Origin of the sequence: Pseudoalteromonas sp. CH_XMU1449-3 (genome assembly GCF_037027245.1) — a bacterium.
GTDB lineage: Bacteria > Pseudomonadota > Gammaproteobacteria > Enterobacterales > Alteromonadaceae > Pseudoalteromonas > Pseudoalteromonas shioyasakiensis.
Window position 1 is genome coordinate 26822 of the sequence record NZ_JAYMDY010000019.1, and the last position, 18238, is coordinate 45059.

General features: G+C 40.3%; 17 protein-coding genes. 11 read left to right on the plus strand and 6 right to left on the minus strand.

From position 1 onward, the window contains the following. Positions 1–92: 92 nt before the first annotated feature. Positions 93–1157 carry a hemolysin family protein gene (locus tag WA256_RS18025; protein ID WP_332393091.1) on the plus strand — a complete coding sequence of 355 codons (1065 nt, stop codon included), beginning with the start codon at positions 93–95 and terminating at the stop codon, positions 1155–1157. On the opposite strand, the gene WA256_RS18030 is transcribed toward WA256_RS18025, so the two are convergent. Beyond that, entirely contained in the window at positions 1154–2374 is a 1221-nt protein-coding gene (locus tag WA256_RS18030) for an EAL domain-containing response regulator (protein ID WP_063528821.1), read from the minus strand. The two genes, WA256_RS18025 and WA256_RS18030, sit on opposite strands and share 4 nt — an antisense overlap. A gap of 175 nt (positions 2375–2549) precedes the next feature. Between WA256_RS18030 and WA256_RS18035 the strand changes: the two genes are divergently transcribed. The 7 genes from WA256_RS18035 to WA256_RS18065 all read left to right on the plus strand — a co-directional run bounded on the left by WA256_RS18035 (position 2550) and on the right by WA256_RS18065 (position 8437). Beyond that, a complete protein-coding gene (locus WA256_RS18035) occupies positions 2550–3566 on the plus strand; it encodes a metalloprotease (RefSeq protein WP_335992778.1) in 1017 nt (338 codons plus the stop codon). A gap of 195 nt (positions 3567–3761) precedes the next feature. After that, positions 3762–5006 (plus strand): HlyD family efflux transporter periplasmic adaptor subunit, encoded by a 1245-nt coding sequence (locus tag WA256_RS18040; RefSeq protein ID WP_335992779.1) that lies wholly within the window; start codon positions 3762–3764, stop codon positions 5004–5006. Between the two features lie 200 nt (positions 5007–5206). Then, positions 5207–5350 (plus strand): class IIb bacteriocin, lactobin A/cerein 7B family, encoded by a 144-nt coding sequence (locus WA256_RS18045; protein ID WP_082422993.1) that lies wholly within the window; start codon positions 5207–5209, stop codon positions 5348–5350. 11 nt (positions 5351–5361) lie between these two features. Continuing rightward, positions 5362–5550, plus strand: a complete 189-nt coding sequence (locus WA256_RS18050) for a hypothetical protein (protein WP_152968932.1) — start codon at positions 5362–5364, stop codon at positions 5548–5550. Positions 5551–5599: 49 nt separating this feature from the next. Then, a complete protein-coding gene (locus WA256_RS18055) occupies positions 5600–5983 on the plus strand; it encodes a hypothetical protein (RefSeq protein ID WP_152968931.1) in 384 nt (127 codons plus the stop codon). Between the two features lie 26 nt (positions 5984–6009). Continuing rightward, positions 6010–8160 (plus strand): peptidase domain-containing ABC transporter, encoded by a 2151-nt coding sequence (locus tag WA256_RS18060; RefSeq protein WP_335992780.1) that lies wholly within the window; start codon positions 6010–6012, stop codon positions 8158–8160. Between the two features lie 130 nt (positions 8161–8290). After that, complete coding sequence (locus WA256_RS18065) at positions 8291–8437, plus strand: hypothetical protein (RefSeq protein ID WP_161805755.1); 147 nt, start codon at positions 8291–8293, stop codon at positions 8435–8437. A gap of 541 nt (positions 8438–8978) precedes the next feature. Here the strand turns inward: WA256_RS18065 and WA256_RS18070 are convergent. Both WA256_RS18070 and WA256_RS18075 read right to left on the minus strand, forming a co-directional pair. Next, entirely contained in the window at positions 8979–10292 is a 1314-nt protein-coding gene (locus WA256_RS18070; protein WP_335992781.1) for a short-chain fatty acid transporter, read from the minus strand. Positions 10293–10407: 115 nt separating this feature from the next. Next, the gene (locus WA256_RS18075; RefSeq protein WP_062564690.1) at positions 10408–11361 is read right to left on the minus strand and encodes a chemotaxis protein CheV; all 954 of its coding nucleotides are present in this window, start codon (positions 11359–11361) and stop codon (positions 10408–10410) included. Positions 11362–11506: 145 nt separating this feature from the next. On the opposite strand from WA256_RS18075, the gene WA256_RS18080 reads away from it, so the two are divergent. Beyond that, a complete protein-coding gene (locus WA256_RS18080) occupies positions 11507–12571 on the plus strand; it encodes an ion channel (RefSeq protein WP_335992782.1) in 1065 nt (354 codons plus the stop codon). A 43-nt stretch (positions 12572–12614) separates the two neighbouring features. Then, positions 12615–12827: a hypothetical protein gene (locus WA256_RS18085; RefSeq protein WP_054563926.1), complete on the plus strand. Its 213-nt coding sequence runs from the start codon at positions 12615–12617 to the stop codon at positions 12825–12827. Positions 12828–12853: 26 nt separating this feature from the next. Here WA256_RS18085 and WA256_RS18090 read toward each other — a convergent pair whose 3' ends face one another. Both WA256_RS18090 and WA256_RS18095 read right to left on the minus strand, forming a co-directional pair. After that, positions 12854–13885, minus strand: a complete 1032-nt coding sequence (locus tag WA256_RS18090; protein WP_130167779.1) for a cytosolic protein — start codon at positions 13883–13885, stop codon at positions 12854–12856. 86 nt (positions 13886–13971) lie between these two features. Continuing rightward, positions 13972–14433: an EVE domain-containing protein gene (locus WA256_RS18095; protein ID WP_130167780.1), complete on the minus strand. Its 462-nt coding sequence runs from the start codon at positions 14431–14433 to the stop codon at positions 13972–13974. A 79-nt stretch (positions 14434–14512) separates the two neighbouring features. On the opposite strand from WA256_RS18095, the gene tesB reads away from it, so the two are divergent. Next, positions 14513–15370 (plus strand): acyl-CoA thioesterase II, encoded by an 858-nt coding sequence (gene tesB / locus WA256_RS18100; RefSeq protein WP_054552365.1) that lies wholly within the window; start codon positions 14513–14515, stop codon positions 15368–15370. On the opposite strand, the gene plsB is transcribed toward tesB, so the two are convergent. Further along, positions 15367–17817, minus strand: a complete 2451-nt coding sequence (gene plsB, locus WA256_RS18105) for a glycerol-3-phosphate 1-O-acyltransferase PlsB (protein ID WP_062564692.1) — start codon at positions 17815–17817, stop codon at positions 15367–15369. The genes tesB and plsB overlap by 4 nt on opposite strands. Between the last annotated feature and the right edge of the window lie 421 nt (positions 17818–18238).

Genomic DNA, 18238 nt, shown 5'->3' on the forward strand with positions numbered 1-18238 from the left:
CAAAAAGTGCTCTGCGTTAGATTGCAGTCGGGTTTGAGCTTGTGGTTTTCAATTGCTATGGTGAGCAGGTTAACTTTTTAAGAGGGCTTACAGTGACATTGTTACTTGTTTATATGTTTGTTGCCATTGCGGTTTCGTTTTTGTGCTCAGTGATGGAGGCGGTACTGTTAAGTATTACACCAAGTTATGTTGCCATGCTCAGAAAGCAACAACCACAATTGGCAAAACGTGTTGGTAAGCTTAAAGACAATATAGACCAACCTTTAGCTGCAATACTTACGTTAAATACCATAGCGCACACAGCAGGTGCCGCTGGCGTTGGCGCACAAGCTGCAGTGGTGTTTTCAGATGCTGCGGTTGGCGTTGCCTCTGCAATTATGACGCTATTGGTACTAGTGCTTTCTGAAATTATCCCTAAAACATTAGGGGCTAATTATTGGCGAGGGTTAACACCCATTGTTAGTGTGAGCCTAATTTGGTTGGTGTTTATTCTAAAACCTTTCGTATGGTTTGCTGATATTCTAACGCGCTTTTTAGGGCGTAATTATGATGAAGCCTATTATATTCGCCAAGAAATTGAAGCCATGGCTGATATTGGTACTGAGTCTGGAGCGCTTGGGCAAGATGAATCTGAAATCATTCGTAGCCTGCTGCACTTTCGCCATGCCAAACTCGATACCTTAATGACACCACGTACGGTACTTTTTAAAGTGCATAAAGACTTAACCGTAAACCAATACTTGGCGGAGCATGGTTCTTCTTCGTTCTCTCGGGTATTGGTTTATGACAAAAATGGTGATGATATTATTGGTTTTGCACATAAAAATGACATTATGCTGGCATATCATCGTTTAGGTGAAGACTATAAAATTAGCAAGCTCGTTAAGCCTATTTACACCGTACCAGAAACCTTGCATGTGCCAACCTTGCTCGAAACCTTACTGTCTGAGCGCACACATATTTGTTTAGTCGTGGATGAATACGGTGATGTGCAAGGTATTGTCACTCTTGAAGATTTAATTGAAGCATTAATGGGACTTGAAATTGTTGATGAACATGATCAATCAGCCAATATGCAAAAAGTCGCCAAACAGCGTTGGCGACAACGTTTAGCATCGAGTAATACCATCGTCAGTGACGATAAGCGTAAACCTTAGCGGCGATGTCCTGCTGCAGTTTTTACCATTTGCCGCCATGAAAGTGACCAATTTAAAAAGTCTTCTTTGGCTTTCGGGCGGCACAGCAAAAAGCCCTGCATTAAAATAAACTCTTTGTAGCGGTCGAGGTATTCAAGTTCTTCAACTCGTTCAATGCCCTCGGCCACAATAGCGAGATCTTCTTGTATCGCTATATTCACCAAGCTACTAACAATCACTTGGGAAAACTGATCGGTTTCAATATTGCTAATTAAGGTGCGATCGATCTTAATTTCGGTAAACGGCAACGTTTTTAGCTGCTGAACATTAGTAAAGCCAGTGCCAAAGTCATCAAGTGAAATACCAAAACCGCGCATTCGTAAACGGTTGAGTGTTTCGAGTTGTGCAGTGCTGCGTAGAGCATACTGTTCGGTAATTTCTAAAATAACTTCACTGGGGGTTAGGTTGTTAAGGTGCAGTATTAAAGCCAGTTTATCAGGGCAGCTTAAGTCCTCGAGCTGCGAAGGGGATAAGTTAAACGCCAGTTTTAAATTAGGATCAAACTGCTCTTTGATTTCTGAAAAATCGTTAGTGGCTTTTTCAAATAATTGAAAAGTAATAAGGTTTATTAAATCCAGGTCTTCAGCGATACAAATGAAGCGCTCTGGTAAGATAATTTCATCTGCTTGGCTTGTGTTGATACGGGCAAGCACCTCAATACTTTCAACCCGATTATCGTGGCGATTTATCTTAGGTTGATAAAACGGAATAATCTCATTATGACTGATGGCATGTAGTAGCAGTGACTCAGAAATAGGGGTTTTTGTGCGCTCAACATGAATGGCAAAGTGCTCAAGCTTTTGCAGTAGTAAATACACTTGATTAAGTTGCACGGGTTTAGTGACGTTACCAATTAAGTGAGCGTTATGCTTACGAGCAAGGTCTGCGGCAAGGTCTATAACTTTAGGATCCATCTCAGAAATAATGGCAATTGCACCTTGATACTTCATAGCTCCTAAGTGGCGAATAAGCTCCATACCATCCATATCTGGCATATTGAGATCGGTAAAAATGGCATCAAAGAATCGAGGTGCTTTTTTAATTTTTTCTAAAGCTTCTTCTGCACTTAGGCAGGTTGTGATGTGCGGAACCTCAAGCTCATTCAAAATGGCATGCATAACAATCAGGATGGCTTTTGAGTCATCCACTACGAGAATGTGTCTATTTGACTTCACCATATTCACTCCATGAACAAGAACGCTATAGTTAAAAGTAGTAGATAAACGGTATTTCGTCATGTTTTTTGCTTGTTTTGTGGTGCGAAAAATATACCTCCTTGTACCTAAAGGAAATTCGTAATTTTGTAAGGCCTCAGTATAATAGCCGCACTTTTTATTCGTATTTATAAGAACTATGGTCAGACTTCAGCTGAGCCTCGCAGACGAAACCTTTATTTTGCATTTAAACGGCTCACAGTTAATTCAGCTTTTTCATCAACAGCAAGCAATTGCCTTTGATAGTCCAGAGTCAGATCTTTATGAGTTTGATTTTCAGGGGCAGCGTATTGGTCTTGATACTAGTAAAGTGCACGAAAAAAGCTTAGCAATCTTTGTTAACCAGCAGCAGGTGAGCCAACTTGCTTTACCTGAGTTACAAGAAGCTGAACCAAAACGCGGCATTATTGGTTTGTTGGCACTGGGCTTTAAATTATTCAAAAGTGCAAAAGTTGTGAAAGCAGCTTTAGCGGGTGCTTCGGTGGCAGGCTATGCGTGGTTGTTTTCTATTGAATTTGCCTTGATGCTAATTGCTTGCTTGGTGGTGCATGAATATGGTCATGTGCGCGCTATGAAATATTTTGGCATTAAAACTAAGGGTATTTACCTCATCCCATTTGTGGGTGGTTTGGCTGTTTCTGATGATAAGATTACCACCAGATGGCAAGACGTGGTGATCTCACTCATGGGGCCCGCTTTTGGCTTAATTACCTCAGTGCTAGGAGTGGTGCTTTACTACGCCACTGAAATGGAAATATTCGCCGGGGTGGCGGTACTCAGTGCACTGTTAAACCTATTTAACTTGTTACCTATTTTGCCCTTAGATGGCGGCCATGTACTTAAAAGCATTAGTTTTTCGATGCGTTCATGGATAGGCCTTAGTGTGTGTTTATTAGGTGTGTTATTTGGCTTGTGGTTAAGCTATAACTTCGGCTTGATGCTGCTGGTGTTTTTCTTATTTGTAGGGGCTCTTGAGATTATCTTTGAGTGGCGCGGACGTCACTACTCACACCTCATCCCTCTTGATACTTACGGGCAAGGTTTTTCAGCGGTAATGTACGCACTGGTTGTTGCAGGTCACGTTGCAGTGATGATGCACTTTGCTGACTCAGAAAGCCCAATTCTCAGCTTACCAATGAAGATTTTAGCAAGTTAATTAATATTTAAGCACTAAGTTATATTCAGCTTGGTGCTTAAAATTAATTAATGTATTTTAATTAATTTTCCACTTTATTTTAGTAATTAAACCTTTAATTTGTGCTTTGTTTTATTTTTAGGAAAATTCTGATTTACAAAAATTAGAATGTCCCGCTAATTTTAAATTCAAGAGATATAGCAAAAGGATTTTGTTATGAGCTTGTTTAGAAAGGAAGCGATTGCACAGCAAAGTGAACGTTTAACTGGCGTAATCACTTTAGCGCAACCATTATCGATTAAATTAACTGTTGTAACCCTAAGCTCTGTTGCAGTTGCGGTTATAGTATTTCTTTTTACAGCAGAATATTCCCGCAAAGAAACTGTACGTGGTTTTCTCATGCCTAGTAAAGGCGTCATTCAAAGTTTTGCTAATCAAGGCGGAACAATTGAAAAACTTCATGTAAAAGAAGGTGACTCTGTCATTAAAGGACAAGCACTTGCTTCAATTGTTGTTCAGCAAAATGATAGTCAAGGTTTAGATCTCAGTTCACAGTTAGTTGAACAATTAACAGAGCAAATTAAACTTTTGAATCATGAGGTTATGCAAACGAAAGTGTTGCAAAAACAAGAAATACTAAACCTTGAAGCACAGCAAACGCTTTTAAATGAAGAAAAGCTTGCACTACAAAGTCAATTAACACTCGCAGATGAAAAGCTTGACCTATTGCAAAGTCAACAAGCTAATTTCAACCAGCTTAATAAGAGTGGCTTTTTATCGAATATAGAGCGTGAGCAGCAACAACAAGCTTTACTCGATGTTAAGCAAGAAAAGCAAAACTTAGCTCGAATACTGATGCAGCAAAATAATCAACTGAGTCAATTACGCTTTAATCTTGCTAACGTTCCACAACAATATGCACTTCGCATCAGTAACTTAAAACGAGAAATTTCAGATACACAAAACCAACTATCGCAGTTAAAAAGCAACTATAGCTACACAATTACGGCTAGCAATAATGGTGTTGTTACAGGCATCCAAGTAGTCGAAGGAGAGGTGCTAAGCCAAGCAAAGCTTTTACTGCATATTATACCTGAGGGTTCTGAGTTAGTTGCTGAATTACTATTACCAACGCGCTCCGCAGGGTTTATAGAAATAGGCAACGAAACTCGATTACGTTTTGATGCCTTTCCATATCAACGCTTTGGTTTTATCAATAGCACAATTAGCCGTATTGATAAGGCACTTATTACACCAAACGAAGTGAGGTTACCTGTTACATTGCAAGAGCCTGTATATCGACTTAGGGCTACCTTAAGTCAGCAGCAAATGTCTGCGTATGGAAAGGCCTTTGAGTTAAAAAGCGGCATGTTGTTTGAGGCAGACATAATGTTAGAGCAGCGCACATTAATTGAGTGGTTACTAGAGCCACTGTACAGTCTCAAAGGGCGTGTGAGTTAAGTCAATTAAATTTGAAAGTTTTGGTGGTTTGCTAAATGCAAATTACTAAAAAAGCGGCCAGCTTTAGTTAACTTTAGTGAGCAGCTAAAGCTAGCCTATTAACAACCTATTTTGCCTATATTTTTATATTGCAAAATAAATAATCAACATTTGCTGAGTATAGATATAAATAATCAGCTATACAAATTTGGAGCATAGATATGCGCGAATTAAATGTAAATGAAATTAAAGAAGTTAGTGGGGGACCATTACCTCTATTTGTTGCTATAGCGGTATACGGGGAAGTAGCGTGTTTTGCTGCAATTATAAGTGGTATAGGAACCTATAATGCGCTTAGAAAGTAAGGAAAATAAAAATGAGAGAATTAACCAATAATGAAATACAAGAAGTAAATGGTGGTCCCTTACCAGTGATCATTGCTGGCTTATATGCTAGCTCGTCTATCACTGCTGGTGGTTTAGCTACTGCTCTTGGAATTGGGGCTGGCTTTGGTGCAATAGTGGGCGGTATAGCAGCCATTTACCATAATGCTTCTGAGAAATAAAACGAAAGGGATAGAAGGGAAGTAATTCCCTTCTTTTTTGAAAATGAAATTGTCTGCAATAGTATCAATTTTTGCAATGTGTTTTCTAATAGTTTTGGGGTCTACATATGTAATTATAAGAGACGTTAATTTATTGCTTCGTGATGCTGTAATTTCTTACGGTGAATTAGCTTTCTTTACTGTAGTTCTCGGTTTTTCTTTAGCTATTCTAACGGGGATATACAAAAATAAAAAATGGGCATTATATGTTTTTATCTCATTAGTTTTTTTCATGGGAGGGAATTTTATTATGTTAAGAATAAATCTTAATGGAAGTTTGGAATTAATTGATTTTTGGATTGTTATTTGTACTTTAGGTGTGTCTGGGATAGTAATGCGAGTTGTGCAGGGGTTAGACTCAGAGGTTATCTTCTCAAAAAATGAGCTTGATTAATAAACAGTATTTTGACTGAGGTTACTATGAACTCTGTAAATGGATTTATAACATTTTCTCTCTCAAAAAGAGTACCTGTAATTATCCAATCCGAAATAGCTGAATGTGGTCTCGCCTCTATGGCCATGGTGGCATGCTATCACGGTCACAAGCTTGATATGCCTGCAATGAGAAAGCGCTTTTCGGCTAACCTAAAGGGGATGAATTTACAGCAGCTAATTGAGCTGGGGGATAGCTTAGGATTAGCGAGTCGTGCGTTACAGTGTCCATTTGAAGAGGTACATAAACTTCAGACTCCTTGTATATTGCATTGGGATATGAATCACTTTGTAGTTTTGACTAAAGTTTCTGGGAAGGGGAAATCAGCTAAATTAGCGATTAATGATCCAGCCCTTGGGAAGCGGAATCTAAATAGCGAGGAATTTAGTAAGCACTTTACCGGTATTTGTTTGGAGCTCACGCCAACCAGTAAGTTTGAAGCTAAACAAGAACAGGCACGAATGAGGTTTAGTCAGCTTTGGAGTGCTGTTACTGGTCTAAAAACTGGCTTAATTAAATTAATTGCGCTGTCGCTGGTTTTACAGCTATTTGCTCTGATGACACCCTATTATATGCAGTGGGTCGTGGATGAAGTATTGGTGAGCTTTGATGAGTCTTTGCTCACGGTTCTTGCGCTAGGCTTTGCATTAATTGCGATCATTTCAGTTATTACTAATGCAGTGCGGAGCTGGTTGATTTTAAGGCTTTCGAGTCTGCTAAACATGCAAATGGGGGTTAATCTATTACGTCATTTACTGCGCCTTCCTATGAACTACTTTGAATCCCGCCACATTGGCGATATTGTTTCCCGTTTTGGCTCACTAGCACAAATACGTGAGCGTATTACCACAGGGTTTGTAGAAACATTTGTTGATGGCGTTATGGCTATCACCGTATTGATTATGATGTTGATTTATTCACTTAAGTTGACAGCTGTTGTTGTAGGCGCAATTACCCTTTATACGCTTGTACGCTTAGTGCTGTATCGACCACTGCATCAAGCCACAGAAGAAATGATTCAAAACTCCGCTAAAGAGCAATCAAACTTTTTAGAAAACATTCGTGGTATGCAAACAATTAAATTGTTTGGTAATGAAGCGCAGCGCCAAGGTATTTGGCAAAACCGTTATGCTGAGGTAATAAATAGTGAAATACGTTTAGGGCGATTAAATATTAGTTTTGAGTCTTTTAATAAACTACTGTTTGGTCTTGAGAATGTAGTGGTTATTTACCTTGCTGCACTTTTGGTTATGAGTAATAGCTTATCTGTCGGTATGGTGTTGGCATTTATAGCCTATAAAAATCAGCTAACAAGTCGCTTTGCAAATTTCATCGAGCAAATTATTCAATTTAAAATGATGCGCTTACACCTTGACCGTATCGCTGATATTGCGCTTACTAAGCAAGAAGCGAATCGCGATGGTGACTTGACCTACAGAGGGAGTAGCGACAATAAAGTGAAAGGTAAGCTTAGCCTTGAAAATATCAGTTTTAGTTATAGCGATGATCAAGCACCTATTTTAAAAGATATAAATTTAACGCTAAATTCAGGCGAGTCTATTGCTATTACTGGCCCATCTGGAGCAGGTAAAACGACGTTAATGAAAATCATGTTGGGTTTATTACAACCCACATCAGGCAAAGTGTTACTTGATGGCATGGATATTACCCAACTAGGCCTTAAAAATTACCGCAAACAAATAGCCGCAGTAATGCAAGATGACACGCTATTAGCTGGCTCAATCGCCGATAATATTAGCTTCTTTGACCCACAACCTAATTACTTAAAAATAGAACAGTGCGCTCGCCATGCAGCAATTCATAGTGATATTACTAAAATGACTATGGGTTATAACTCATTAGTGGGCGATATGGGTTCTAATTTATCCGGCGGACAACTTCAACGGTTATTACTTGCCAGAGCGCTGTACCAATCTCCCTGCGTCTTATTTTTGGATGAAGCAACGAGTCATTTAGATCAAGAGAACGAAGCAAAAATCAGTGAGCAAATTAAGCACCTAGAGATGACGCGAATAATGATTGCTCACAGGCAAGAGACTATCAATATGGCGGATAAAGTGTTTGAGTTACAAGGTGGAGCTTTAACAAGTACAGTAGCTCAAAATGAAACTGCGTAATCGAATGTGATTTTAGTAGCTTGTATTTTAAAAGCTACTAAAGCAAAGGCTAGGCACGTTAAATTTTGTAGGAAAACGGCCTAACCTATTAACAATCCGGCAAAAAATGCGAATACATGGAGAGTATATTATGCGTGAATTAACCACAATTGAAATTGAACTGGTTATTGGTGGAGTGCTATCGAATACAACAGTTAATGAAGGAGATTTTGAAAGGAAAGATAGGCCTGGGTTTGGCATGCCACACTTGCCTGTACCAACAGAAACTGATGATTGAGTTATTTTTTAGATAAGGAGTAATGTTCTCCTTATCTAAATATCATTTAAAGAATAGTAACCTGGTTAGTAATTATCACATGCTTAAGTGAGTAGCTTTTATTACGCGCTTATTTTTATGCTGAAATGATTAGATGAGTTTGCTCTACTATTAGCTATTGAAAGTTCTGTTTATGAAAAAATTTTTATTAATTTTCTTTATCACTTACATCATAACCAGAGTTGCTTTTTTTTACTTTTGATTTTTCTATTTCAAAAAGTAGTAGCTTGGTAGATTATTTTATCGATATATCTGCGTTCATTTTAGTGTACTTCGTTGTTTCTAAGATCGTTTGTTTTGTATTAAAAAGAGATAAAAGAAGCGAGAGCAGTGATTCTAACTTTAAGTGATAGACTGTTGTTTTGGTAGAATGAAGTACTGATTCAGCGGTGATTTAAGACCGAATGAGAGTTTTGGTTACCTTTGGTAAACAAACCGTTTTGAAGAGGGACTCTCGCTATGAGCTTTTGCCCCTCTCTAATAGGTGATGTTTATAAAGCTTTTAAGGGTAAAAACTCAGCATTAACGATATAAACACGCCAGTGATAATCAGCTGCACAAGGCAAAAGCCCATGATGTCTTTTGCTTTTAAGCCGGCAATAGCAAGTACGGGGAGTGCCCAGAACGGCTGAATAAGGTTAGTCCAAGCATCGCCCCATGCGACAGCCATAGCAACCCGTGGCATATCCGCGCCAAGTGTTTGTGCTGCAGGAATGACAATCGGCGCTTGCACTGCCCATTGTCCGCCGCCTGACGGCACAAATATATTCACAAACCCTGCGCTTAAAAAGCTCCAAAAAGGCAGCGTTTCGGCTGTTGCAATGGCAATAAACCCTTCAGAGATTTGTTGAGCAAGTCCCGTTTTTACCATAATGGCCATGATCCCCGCATAAAAGGGAAATTGAATCACAATACCTGCGCCACTAGGGATTGCTTGCTGTAAGCTGCTAAGTAAATTATGCGGCGTTTGATGCAGTAAAATTGCGCTAAATAAGAAAATAGCGATCACGCTATTTAAGTTTAAGCCGCCTCCGTTTAGCACAAAATAATAGAATAAATAGGCAAGACCAAAGGCACCTATACCCATACCTAGCAAACGGCTATGTTCAATTACTTCGGCGGGGCGGGTAGGTGTATCTGCTTGCTTTGATTTATCTTCAAGCTTTGCAGGGTCAACATAAACACTGTCTTTTTCGCTTGGCAACATATAGCGATTTACCAGCGGCATGATAATAAACAAGCCCACAACAATAGCGATATTAAATGCCGAAAAAATCGTGTTTTCGGTGCCTATTACCCCAATACTTTGCTCTGCAAAGTGGCCATCGGTTGCGATTGTCAGCGGCACTGAACCGGCTAGGCCGCCATGCCAAACAATAAAGCCTGAATAGGCACTGGCCACTAATAAACGGTAATCAACGCGGGTATGTTTCGCAATTGCTTTGGCGAACAAAGCGCCAATCACTAAACCAAAGCCCCAATTTAGCCAGCTTGCCAATAAAGACACGAGCGTAACGAGTATAATCGCTTTGGCAGGGCTGTTGGCAAGAGTTGCCAATTTGTTGAGTATACTGCGCATCACCGGGGTACTCGCTAGCATGTAGCCTGTTAGCAGTACTAGCAGCATTTGCATGGCAAATTGTAATAGGTTCCAAAATCCACCACCCCAAGCCGCGAGCACTTGCGTGGGCGTTGACGGCGTAAAGAGGCTCGCAACGATAAAGCTCAGCAAGGTGAGTAATATAACAAATACAAACGGGTCGGGTAGATAACGCTCTACTAGTTTAGTGAATGGTTTAGCAACGCGATTTAGCATAGTTTTTATTGTTGTCGTCGAATCGATAATGCCAATAAATCATGAATAACGATGATTGGCAAATTGCGACGTCGTTGCTTTAGCTTATGCCTTTAAAAACTGATGCTAAATGCGCTTACTGTGAATCTTGCTCTAGCACGGCTTTTAAGCGGGCTTGAACTTCTTCTACTAATAGTATTGGCTGGAACTTTGATAAGAACGCATTACAGCCAACCTTCTCAACTAAAGCTTGGTTAAAGCTACCACTCAAAGAGGTATTAAGCACAATATGTAGGTTCTTCATGCGGCTGTCGTTACGAATTTCGTGTGTTAAACGGTAGCCATCCATTGCTGGCATTTCAGCATCGGTGATCACCATGAGCAATTCTTTCTCTACATCTTTACCTTGATCAGCCCAGCCTTTTAGCATTTCGAGTGCTTCAAGTCCGTTACGAGCAGGTATGATTTCGATGCCAAGTTGCGACAAGGTATCGCTTACTTGCTTACGAGCAGTTGGCGAATCATCGGCGTGAAGAATTTTGCGGCCTGCAAACTCGTTCACGATGCTTTTATCAAGAATGTCTTCAGATATTTGGACTTCGTACTCAACGATTTCGGCGAGCACCTTTTCTACGTCGATAATTTCAACCAGCTGCTCTTGGCCATCGCGTTTTACTTTCGTTAAGGCTGTTAGATAGTGATTTTTACCAATTGCCGTTGGCGGCGGCATGATATCTGACCATGTCATATTAATGATTTGATCAACTTTCCCAATTAAAAAGCCTTGCACGGTACGATTGTACTCGGTGATAACGAGGTTTGTATCTTCGATGTGTTTAGCTTCAGGCATGTTTATCGCTCTGCGCAAATCAATCACCGGAATTGATTCACCACGAATATTTACAACCCCAGAAACTTTAGGGTGGGCGTGGGGAATTTTGCTAATTTGCGGTAACTTCACCACTTCTTTAACTTTAAACACATTGAGAGCGAATAAGTGGCGACTGTGTAGGTAAAATAGTAAAAGCTCTAAGCGGTTTTCACCGACCAGTTGCGTACGCTTATCGACGGAAGCAAGAACACCTGACATATTTCACCCTAAACACCTAATACAGAGATAGTATAGTCTACTATCATTTTTCATCGACATGCATTAGTAATTTTCCATCAGTTGCCAAAATGCAAGCATTACAGTACCGTATCGATAATTTCCTCCACTATAAATCGCAAGGATCATGCATCATATATTTAATCGTTTAGTGGTACTTATTCGCAGACACATTGATCAAGTAAGTTGGCAGGCTGTGGTATTTACTACGCTTTTGCATATGCTACTTATTTGGTGGCTGCTTATGCTTGCAGGAGAGCAAGCGCTCACACCACTTAGTACTTATTTTTATTATTATGTAGTAACTACATCTACAGTTGGCTATGGCGATTTTAGTGCAAGCACCGAGCTTGGCCGTTGGATTGTCGCATTATTGCAAATACCTTTTGGTTTAGCATTATTTGGCGTTCTGTTAGGAAAGACAGGGCAAACAGTAACTTATTTAATTAGGCGCGCTATGACGGGTGATAAAAGCTTCGCACATATAAACAATCACATTATTATCTTTGGTTGGCACGATACACGTACTAAAAAGATGGTTGACTATATATTGGCCGATCATAAACGCTTAGATCGTCGTATTTTATTGGCGGTTACTGAACAAATGGAACATCCGTTTTTAGCAAATCCTATGGTTGATTTTGCTCGTCTAAGTAGCTTTACTGACTTAGATGAGTTGAAAAGAATTGCCATTGATCGCGCCGACAAAATTATTATTGATGGCCAAGACGATGACCAAACGTTTACAACAGCCCTGCGCATTAGCAAGTTGGTCAATGAACAGTGCCACATTAGTGCACACTTTACTGATGAAACTAAAATCGAAATGCTACATGAGCATTGCCACAATGTAGAATGTAGCAGTGCTAAGTCAGCCGAGATCTTAGTGCGTTCAATGCAAGACCCAGGTTCAAGCCGCGTGCAGGAAGAGCTGTTATCGACACTACATGGGGATACTCAATTTAGTTTACCTATTCCAAAAGGCGTGCAAGCAATGGAATTTGGCAAGCTGTTTCATCACTTTAAATATAGTCATGATGCTATACTGCTGGGTGTCGCACATAATTTGAGTGCAAAAAATATGGACTTAAACCCGCCACTTGATTATGTAGTAAGTGAGGGAGATATTTTGCATTATATTGCTGCGGAGCGTGTTTTGAGTGACGAAGTTGATTGGTCTGCGTTGGTATAGTACCAATCCGCAATAATACTTTTAATTAAGCGAATTGGTATTTATGAACGAAGTTGTGTTTTTAATTATTGTACTCAGTGCCTACATTTTACCTGTGGTCATTGTGCTCAATAGTAAACGCACTCAAGGCCACGAAAAGAATGCTTGGTTAATAGGTATCATCTTCTTTTCGTGGTTAGCTTTGGTAATGTACTTAACAATCATCCCTAAACACGGGCGGGTCAAAAAGCACCGTAAAGTAAAACCTAAGGGTTAACTCTCCTCAAATTGACAGCTGCTGTGTCACTTCAACTGTTTTAGTTTATGATCTATCACAGGATCATCGGGTGAGAGTTGCTGCGCTACTTCTAAGACCTTAATAGCATCGTTTGGGTGCTCATCTTGATGCTTGATTGCAACATCAATCAGCGGTTGCACATCAATCGCATCTTTTTGCTCTTGCATATGCTCAGCTTTTTCTTCAGCTAAAATTGTATGGGCGGTGCTTAGTAAGGCTAAACGATGTGGCGAACTCTTGTTTGCCTTATTTAGACGACGATAATAATCTTCTTTAAAGCGCAGCGTTTTGGTTTGCTGGCGGAATTGGGCTATATCAACTTGCTGGTGGCTAATAAAATCAACAGCAACATCTTTATAAAAGCCAAACTTATTTAAATATGTTGCATGAACACTATGGCCCATACCAAACACGCGTAAGTGGGTTAGTTGTGGGTAACGTTTAGCATGAGCTCGGTCGATGCGATTCGTTGGGTCGTAAATAATATAACCCTTTGCATGGCCTAAATCTAAATCGTGGTAGTCACCGTTCCAATCAAATTTTTGCGCGATGTCGGTACTTGAACGGTCATCCCATGGCGCTTTTTCTTTATTTTTTGTGCTAACAGGGTGAAAGAGCAAGACTTTATCAAGCTTTAATAGATTGGCAAAGGCACCAACGGCAAAGCCTCCTCGACTCAAACCATAACCTAATCGCTCTTTGAACCCGCCAATCAGTGGTGCTAGCTGCTCAATGAAAAACAACAGATTACGGTGCCTAAACCAGTTGCTAATGCCTAAATGTTGAAAAGCGATAATATTCACATCCTGCTTTTTCGCGAGCTTATAAGCCCAAGGCGAAAAATCATCAGTAATATCATGTTCTTGATAATTTGTTCCAGCAGGAGAGAAGGTAATTAGCAGGGGCTTATTGGCATCAATGATATGATATTTCACATAAACGTCGCCGAGCAAATCACCGTCAGTCATAGGAACACGGCTTTGTTGCTCATCGCGTGGGAGATTGGTCCATTCCTCTAACCAATACAATAATTTCATACATCCCCCCTTAGTACCTCTAAAATAAAGGGGCGAAATTATAGCAAAAATAGCAGCTCATTAAAAATGGCCGCTACTTTATATGCTTAGCCCTCGCTCATTGCGATGATCTGTTGCCAGTCATGTTCAGTTACAGGCATTACTGATAATCGGCCGCCTTTTTTAAGGGCAATTTCGGTGATTGCATCATTGGCTTTAATCGCTTGCAGGCTAACAAGCTTTTTAAGGTGTGCTTGATATTGCACATCGACCACAAACCAGCGCGGGTTATCAGCAGTTGCTTTGGCATCGTAGTAATCGCTATTTAAATCAAACTGTGTTGGGTCGGCATAAGCTTCGCGAGTCACCGTAGCGATACCTGCAACACCCACTTGCTTACAACTTGAATGATAAATCATTACCAAGTCACCATGCTTGATACCATCGCGAAGAAAGTTGCGGGCTTGATAATTACGCACGCCATCCCACATAGAGGTTTGCTCAGGTGCGTTTTTTAGATCATCAATTGAAAATGCATCGGGTTCGGTTTTAAAAAGCCAATAAGCCATAATGAGGTGCTCTTACAAAGATTTACTTCCAATTAGTCTATAGTATCATTAAACGCTTGTCGGGATTGAGGATAAATAAATGAGCCAAGTATTAGATGACCTACTGTCATTAATGTCGTTAGAAGAGATTGAGCAAGGCTTGTATCGCGGGCAAAGCCAAGATTTAGGATTTAGAGCTGTATTCGGTGGCCAAGTAATGGGCCAAGCTCTATCTGCCGCAAAAGAAACATTACCACAAGGGCGTATTGTTCACTCTTTACACTCTTACTTTTTGCGCCCAGGTGATGCTGCAAAGCCGATTGTCTATGATGTAGAGAATATCCGTGATGGTAAAAGTTTTAGTACTCGCCGTGTAAAAGCAATTCAATATGGTAAGCCGATTTTTTACATGACCGCTTCTTTCCAAGGTGAAGAAGAGGGCTTATCACATCAAGCGCAGATGCCTGATGTACCACAGCCTGAAGAATTAAAGTCATCGCTTGAATTTTACCAAGCAAATGCAGAGCTTATTCCTGAACCAATTCGAAATAAGTTCATCCGAGAAGTACCAATTGAAATGCGCCCTGTGACTTTTCATAATCCATTCAAACCACAAGTGATGGAGCCCGTTAAGCATATTTGGTTTAAAGCTAATGGCGAGATGCCTGACGATCAGCGTATTCATAATTACTTACTTGCGTACGCATCTGACTTTGAATTTTTACCAACTGCATTACAGCCGCACGGGGTATCGTTTATGCAGCCGAATATGCAGGTTGCAACGATTGACCATGCAATGTGGTTTCACCGCCCGTTTAGACTAGACGATTGGATTTTATATTCGATTGATAGCCCAAGTGCGAGCTCTGGTCGTGGTTTGGTGCGAGGTCAGTTCTTTGACCGTCAAGGCAATTTGGTTGCCTCAACGATCCAAGAAGGGGTTATGCGTCAGCGTTAATCTTTTACGTGCTGAGCTTGGCTTTGCACTATATCGTCAATTGACTGCCAGACCCGTGCTGGCAGCAATGCTTTAAGATATAAATACACTTCGCACAGCTCATTGCTACCCGTTAAGCCTTGCTCTGTTTCGGTAATTAGCTTTTGCTCTCGCAAGCTTGAAATAAAACCAATAAGTACTTTTTTGTCGAAGAACTCTGGGGTTTTAATGCCGTGCAAGGTGCCTAAGCGCTCTGCTAACACTTGGCTTTCATGTTCAAGTTCTTCACGCTCAATACCACTGCTAGTTTGAATAAAGCCAACCACGATAGCGTAGCGTTGCAGTGTTAAGCTTAGGGCGCGACCGAGCATTTCGAGTTTCGCTAAGCAATCGTTGCTGTTAGTGATCTTGATATTATCGCCATCAATTTCAATCAGGTCTTGATCAACGAAACTAGCGAGAACACGCGTAATGTAGTTTTCATCTAACTCATGCAAGAACCACTCTTTGGCAAACAGTGGGTAAAAACGTGCAATCAAGGCTTGGCAATCAGCCATGGTAGTTTGATGTGCTTTGAATAAATGCAGCGCCAATAAGCTAGGTACAGCAAATAAGTGCAACACGTTATTACGGTAGTAGTTGAATAGTGTTTTTTCTTTATCGTTAATCGCGATAATTTCGCCAAACTCATCACTGATCACATCAAACTTATTAAGTTTAAGTGCATGCTCTAGCAGCTGCTCGGCGCTTTCGTCTGGTGTGGTCACCTTTTCGCTGTAGCTTGCGCTTCGCTGTAAATGTAAATAAAACTCAAGCTGAGCAATCAGCTTAGGTTTACTTAACGCGTGTTTATCATTTACCAGTAATATCATCGCAAGTAGATTCACTGCATTGAGTGCAGCGGCGCTATTAATATTAACCATTACCTTATCAGCGAGGTTAGCGACTTGTGGCCCAAGCCATTGTGGTTTCTGAACATCAGTTGGGTGAATCGACTCTCGCCAATCAGGTTGTTGATCATTGAGATATTGGTTTATCGATATAGGGTCGCCAAAGTTTAAATAACCACGACCATAGTTTTTAAGGTTTTTAATTGCCTTAAAGATACCTAATACCGACTCACCTTTTTTATCGTTACCGGCAAGCTCTTTTAAGTAAGTATTAATTTCCATTACGTGCTCATAACCAATGTATACAGGCACAATCGAAATAGGGCGGTCTATGCCACGTAACATGGCTTGTAATGTCATGGCGAGCATACCTGTTTTTGGCGGTAACAAGCGACCAGTACGGCTACGACCACCTTCAGTGTAAAACTTTACTGAATAGCCTTTGATAAATAACTGGCTCAGGTACTCTTTAAATACTGACGAATACAATTTATTGCCCGCGAATGAGCGGCGAATAAAGAAAGCACCACTGCGACGGAAAATCCCCCCTGCCGGGAAGAAGTTTAAGTTGATACCGGCAGCGATATGTGGCGGAACTAAGCCTAAATGGTAAATAGAATAGGTCAGCAATAAGTAATCCATATGCGATCGGTGACATGGCATATAAATAATCTCGTGGCCTTTATCTGTAAGCTCATGCACCTGCTCAGAAAACTTAATATCAATCCCGTTATAAAGCTTATTCCACAGCCAAGTTAAAATACGGTCTGCAACACGAATGGTGGCATCGCTATAATTGGCGGCAATCTCATCAAGTAGCTTCAGCGCATTTTGGCGAGCTTGCTCTTGGCTGATGTTTTTTTCTTTCGCTTCTATTTGAATTGCTTTTTTTATTGTTGGTGAGGCAAGTAGCGAATTAAATAGCTGCTCACGTGATGGCATTTTCGGGCCTGTCGCTGCCAATTTTTGACGACGAAAGTGCACGCGGGCTACACGTAATAGTTTATGCGGTAGCTCATCAACCTCAGCTTTTTCATTGACCAATAAAGATAAATCGAGTGGCTGACTAAAGCGAATAAAGTTATCGCGCCCAGAAAATAGCAACACAAAGAATTTACGAAACCAGCTAGGTGTTAATGAATGAGACACCAAAGTACCTAAACCTGGCTTTTCTTTGCCTGGGTTTCGGCCCCATAAAATAGTCACCGGGATCACTTGGACGTTTTTCTCACCTGATTGCATCAGGTGGTCAATAATTTGTTTGCCTTGCTGCAGGGCATTGCTTGGTTTGCTTTTATTACCAAATAGCGGTGGTGGGTTTTGAATACCGATAAAGCGATCAAGTTCTGCATTACCTAATAACTGCTCTTCGGTCGGGTTAGGTAAGCCGTATTTTTTACATACCCTTGCCAGCGCCGCTAAATCAGAGCGTGCATTTAGCCTAACAATATAAAAAGTAGGGTTGGCTGGGTTTAGGTTGTATTGTTCAATCGGATTTTCTGGCAGCACCTTACTTTTTACAAACAAGCGGTTCATACCGGCAGAAATGAAATTTAAACAACGATTAATGATACGCATCAACTCACCAAAGTTATTAGTAGATATTAAATAGACCGAGTCTGGTCAAAAATAAGCGGCATAGAATAACAATTATTAACTGGACTGACCATTTAAAAGCGATTTTCTAGCCTCTTTACTCGCACAAGTATAATTTAAAGACGCTAATGTTATTGATAAAGTTCGAAAATTAAACAAAATTTAATTTAGACCTTTGAGATTTTCAAAATAGTTGTTGCATTTATCACCAATCTATCTATAATACGCAGGCTTTCAAAATTCCCTCGGGAACTTGGAAGGAAAGATTAAGCTTGGATTTCAAGCTAATAAACAGGAATTCCGATTTGGAATTCATCGTAGATATAAGAAAGCAGCCGACATCTTAGTTATTAAGATTGTTTCGGTCGTTTTTTTATGCTCTTTTTAAATGCTCTTTATATTG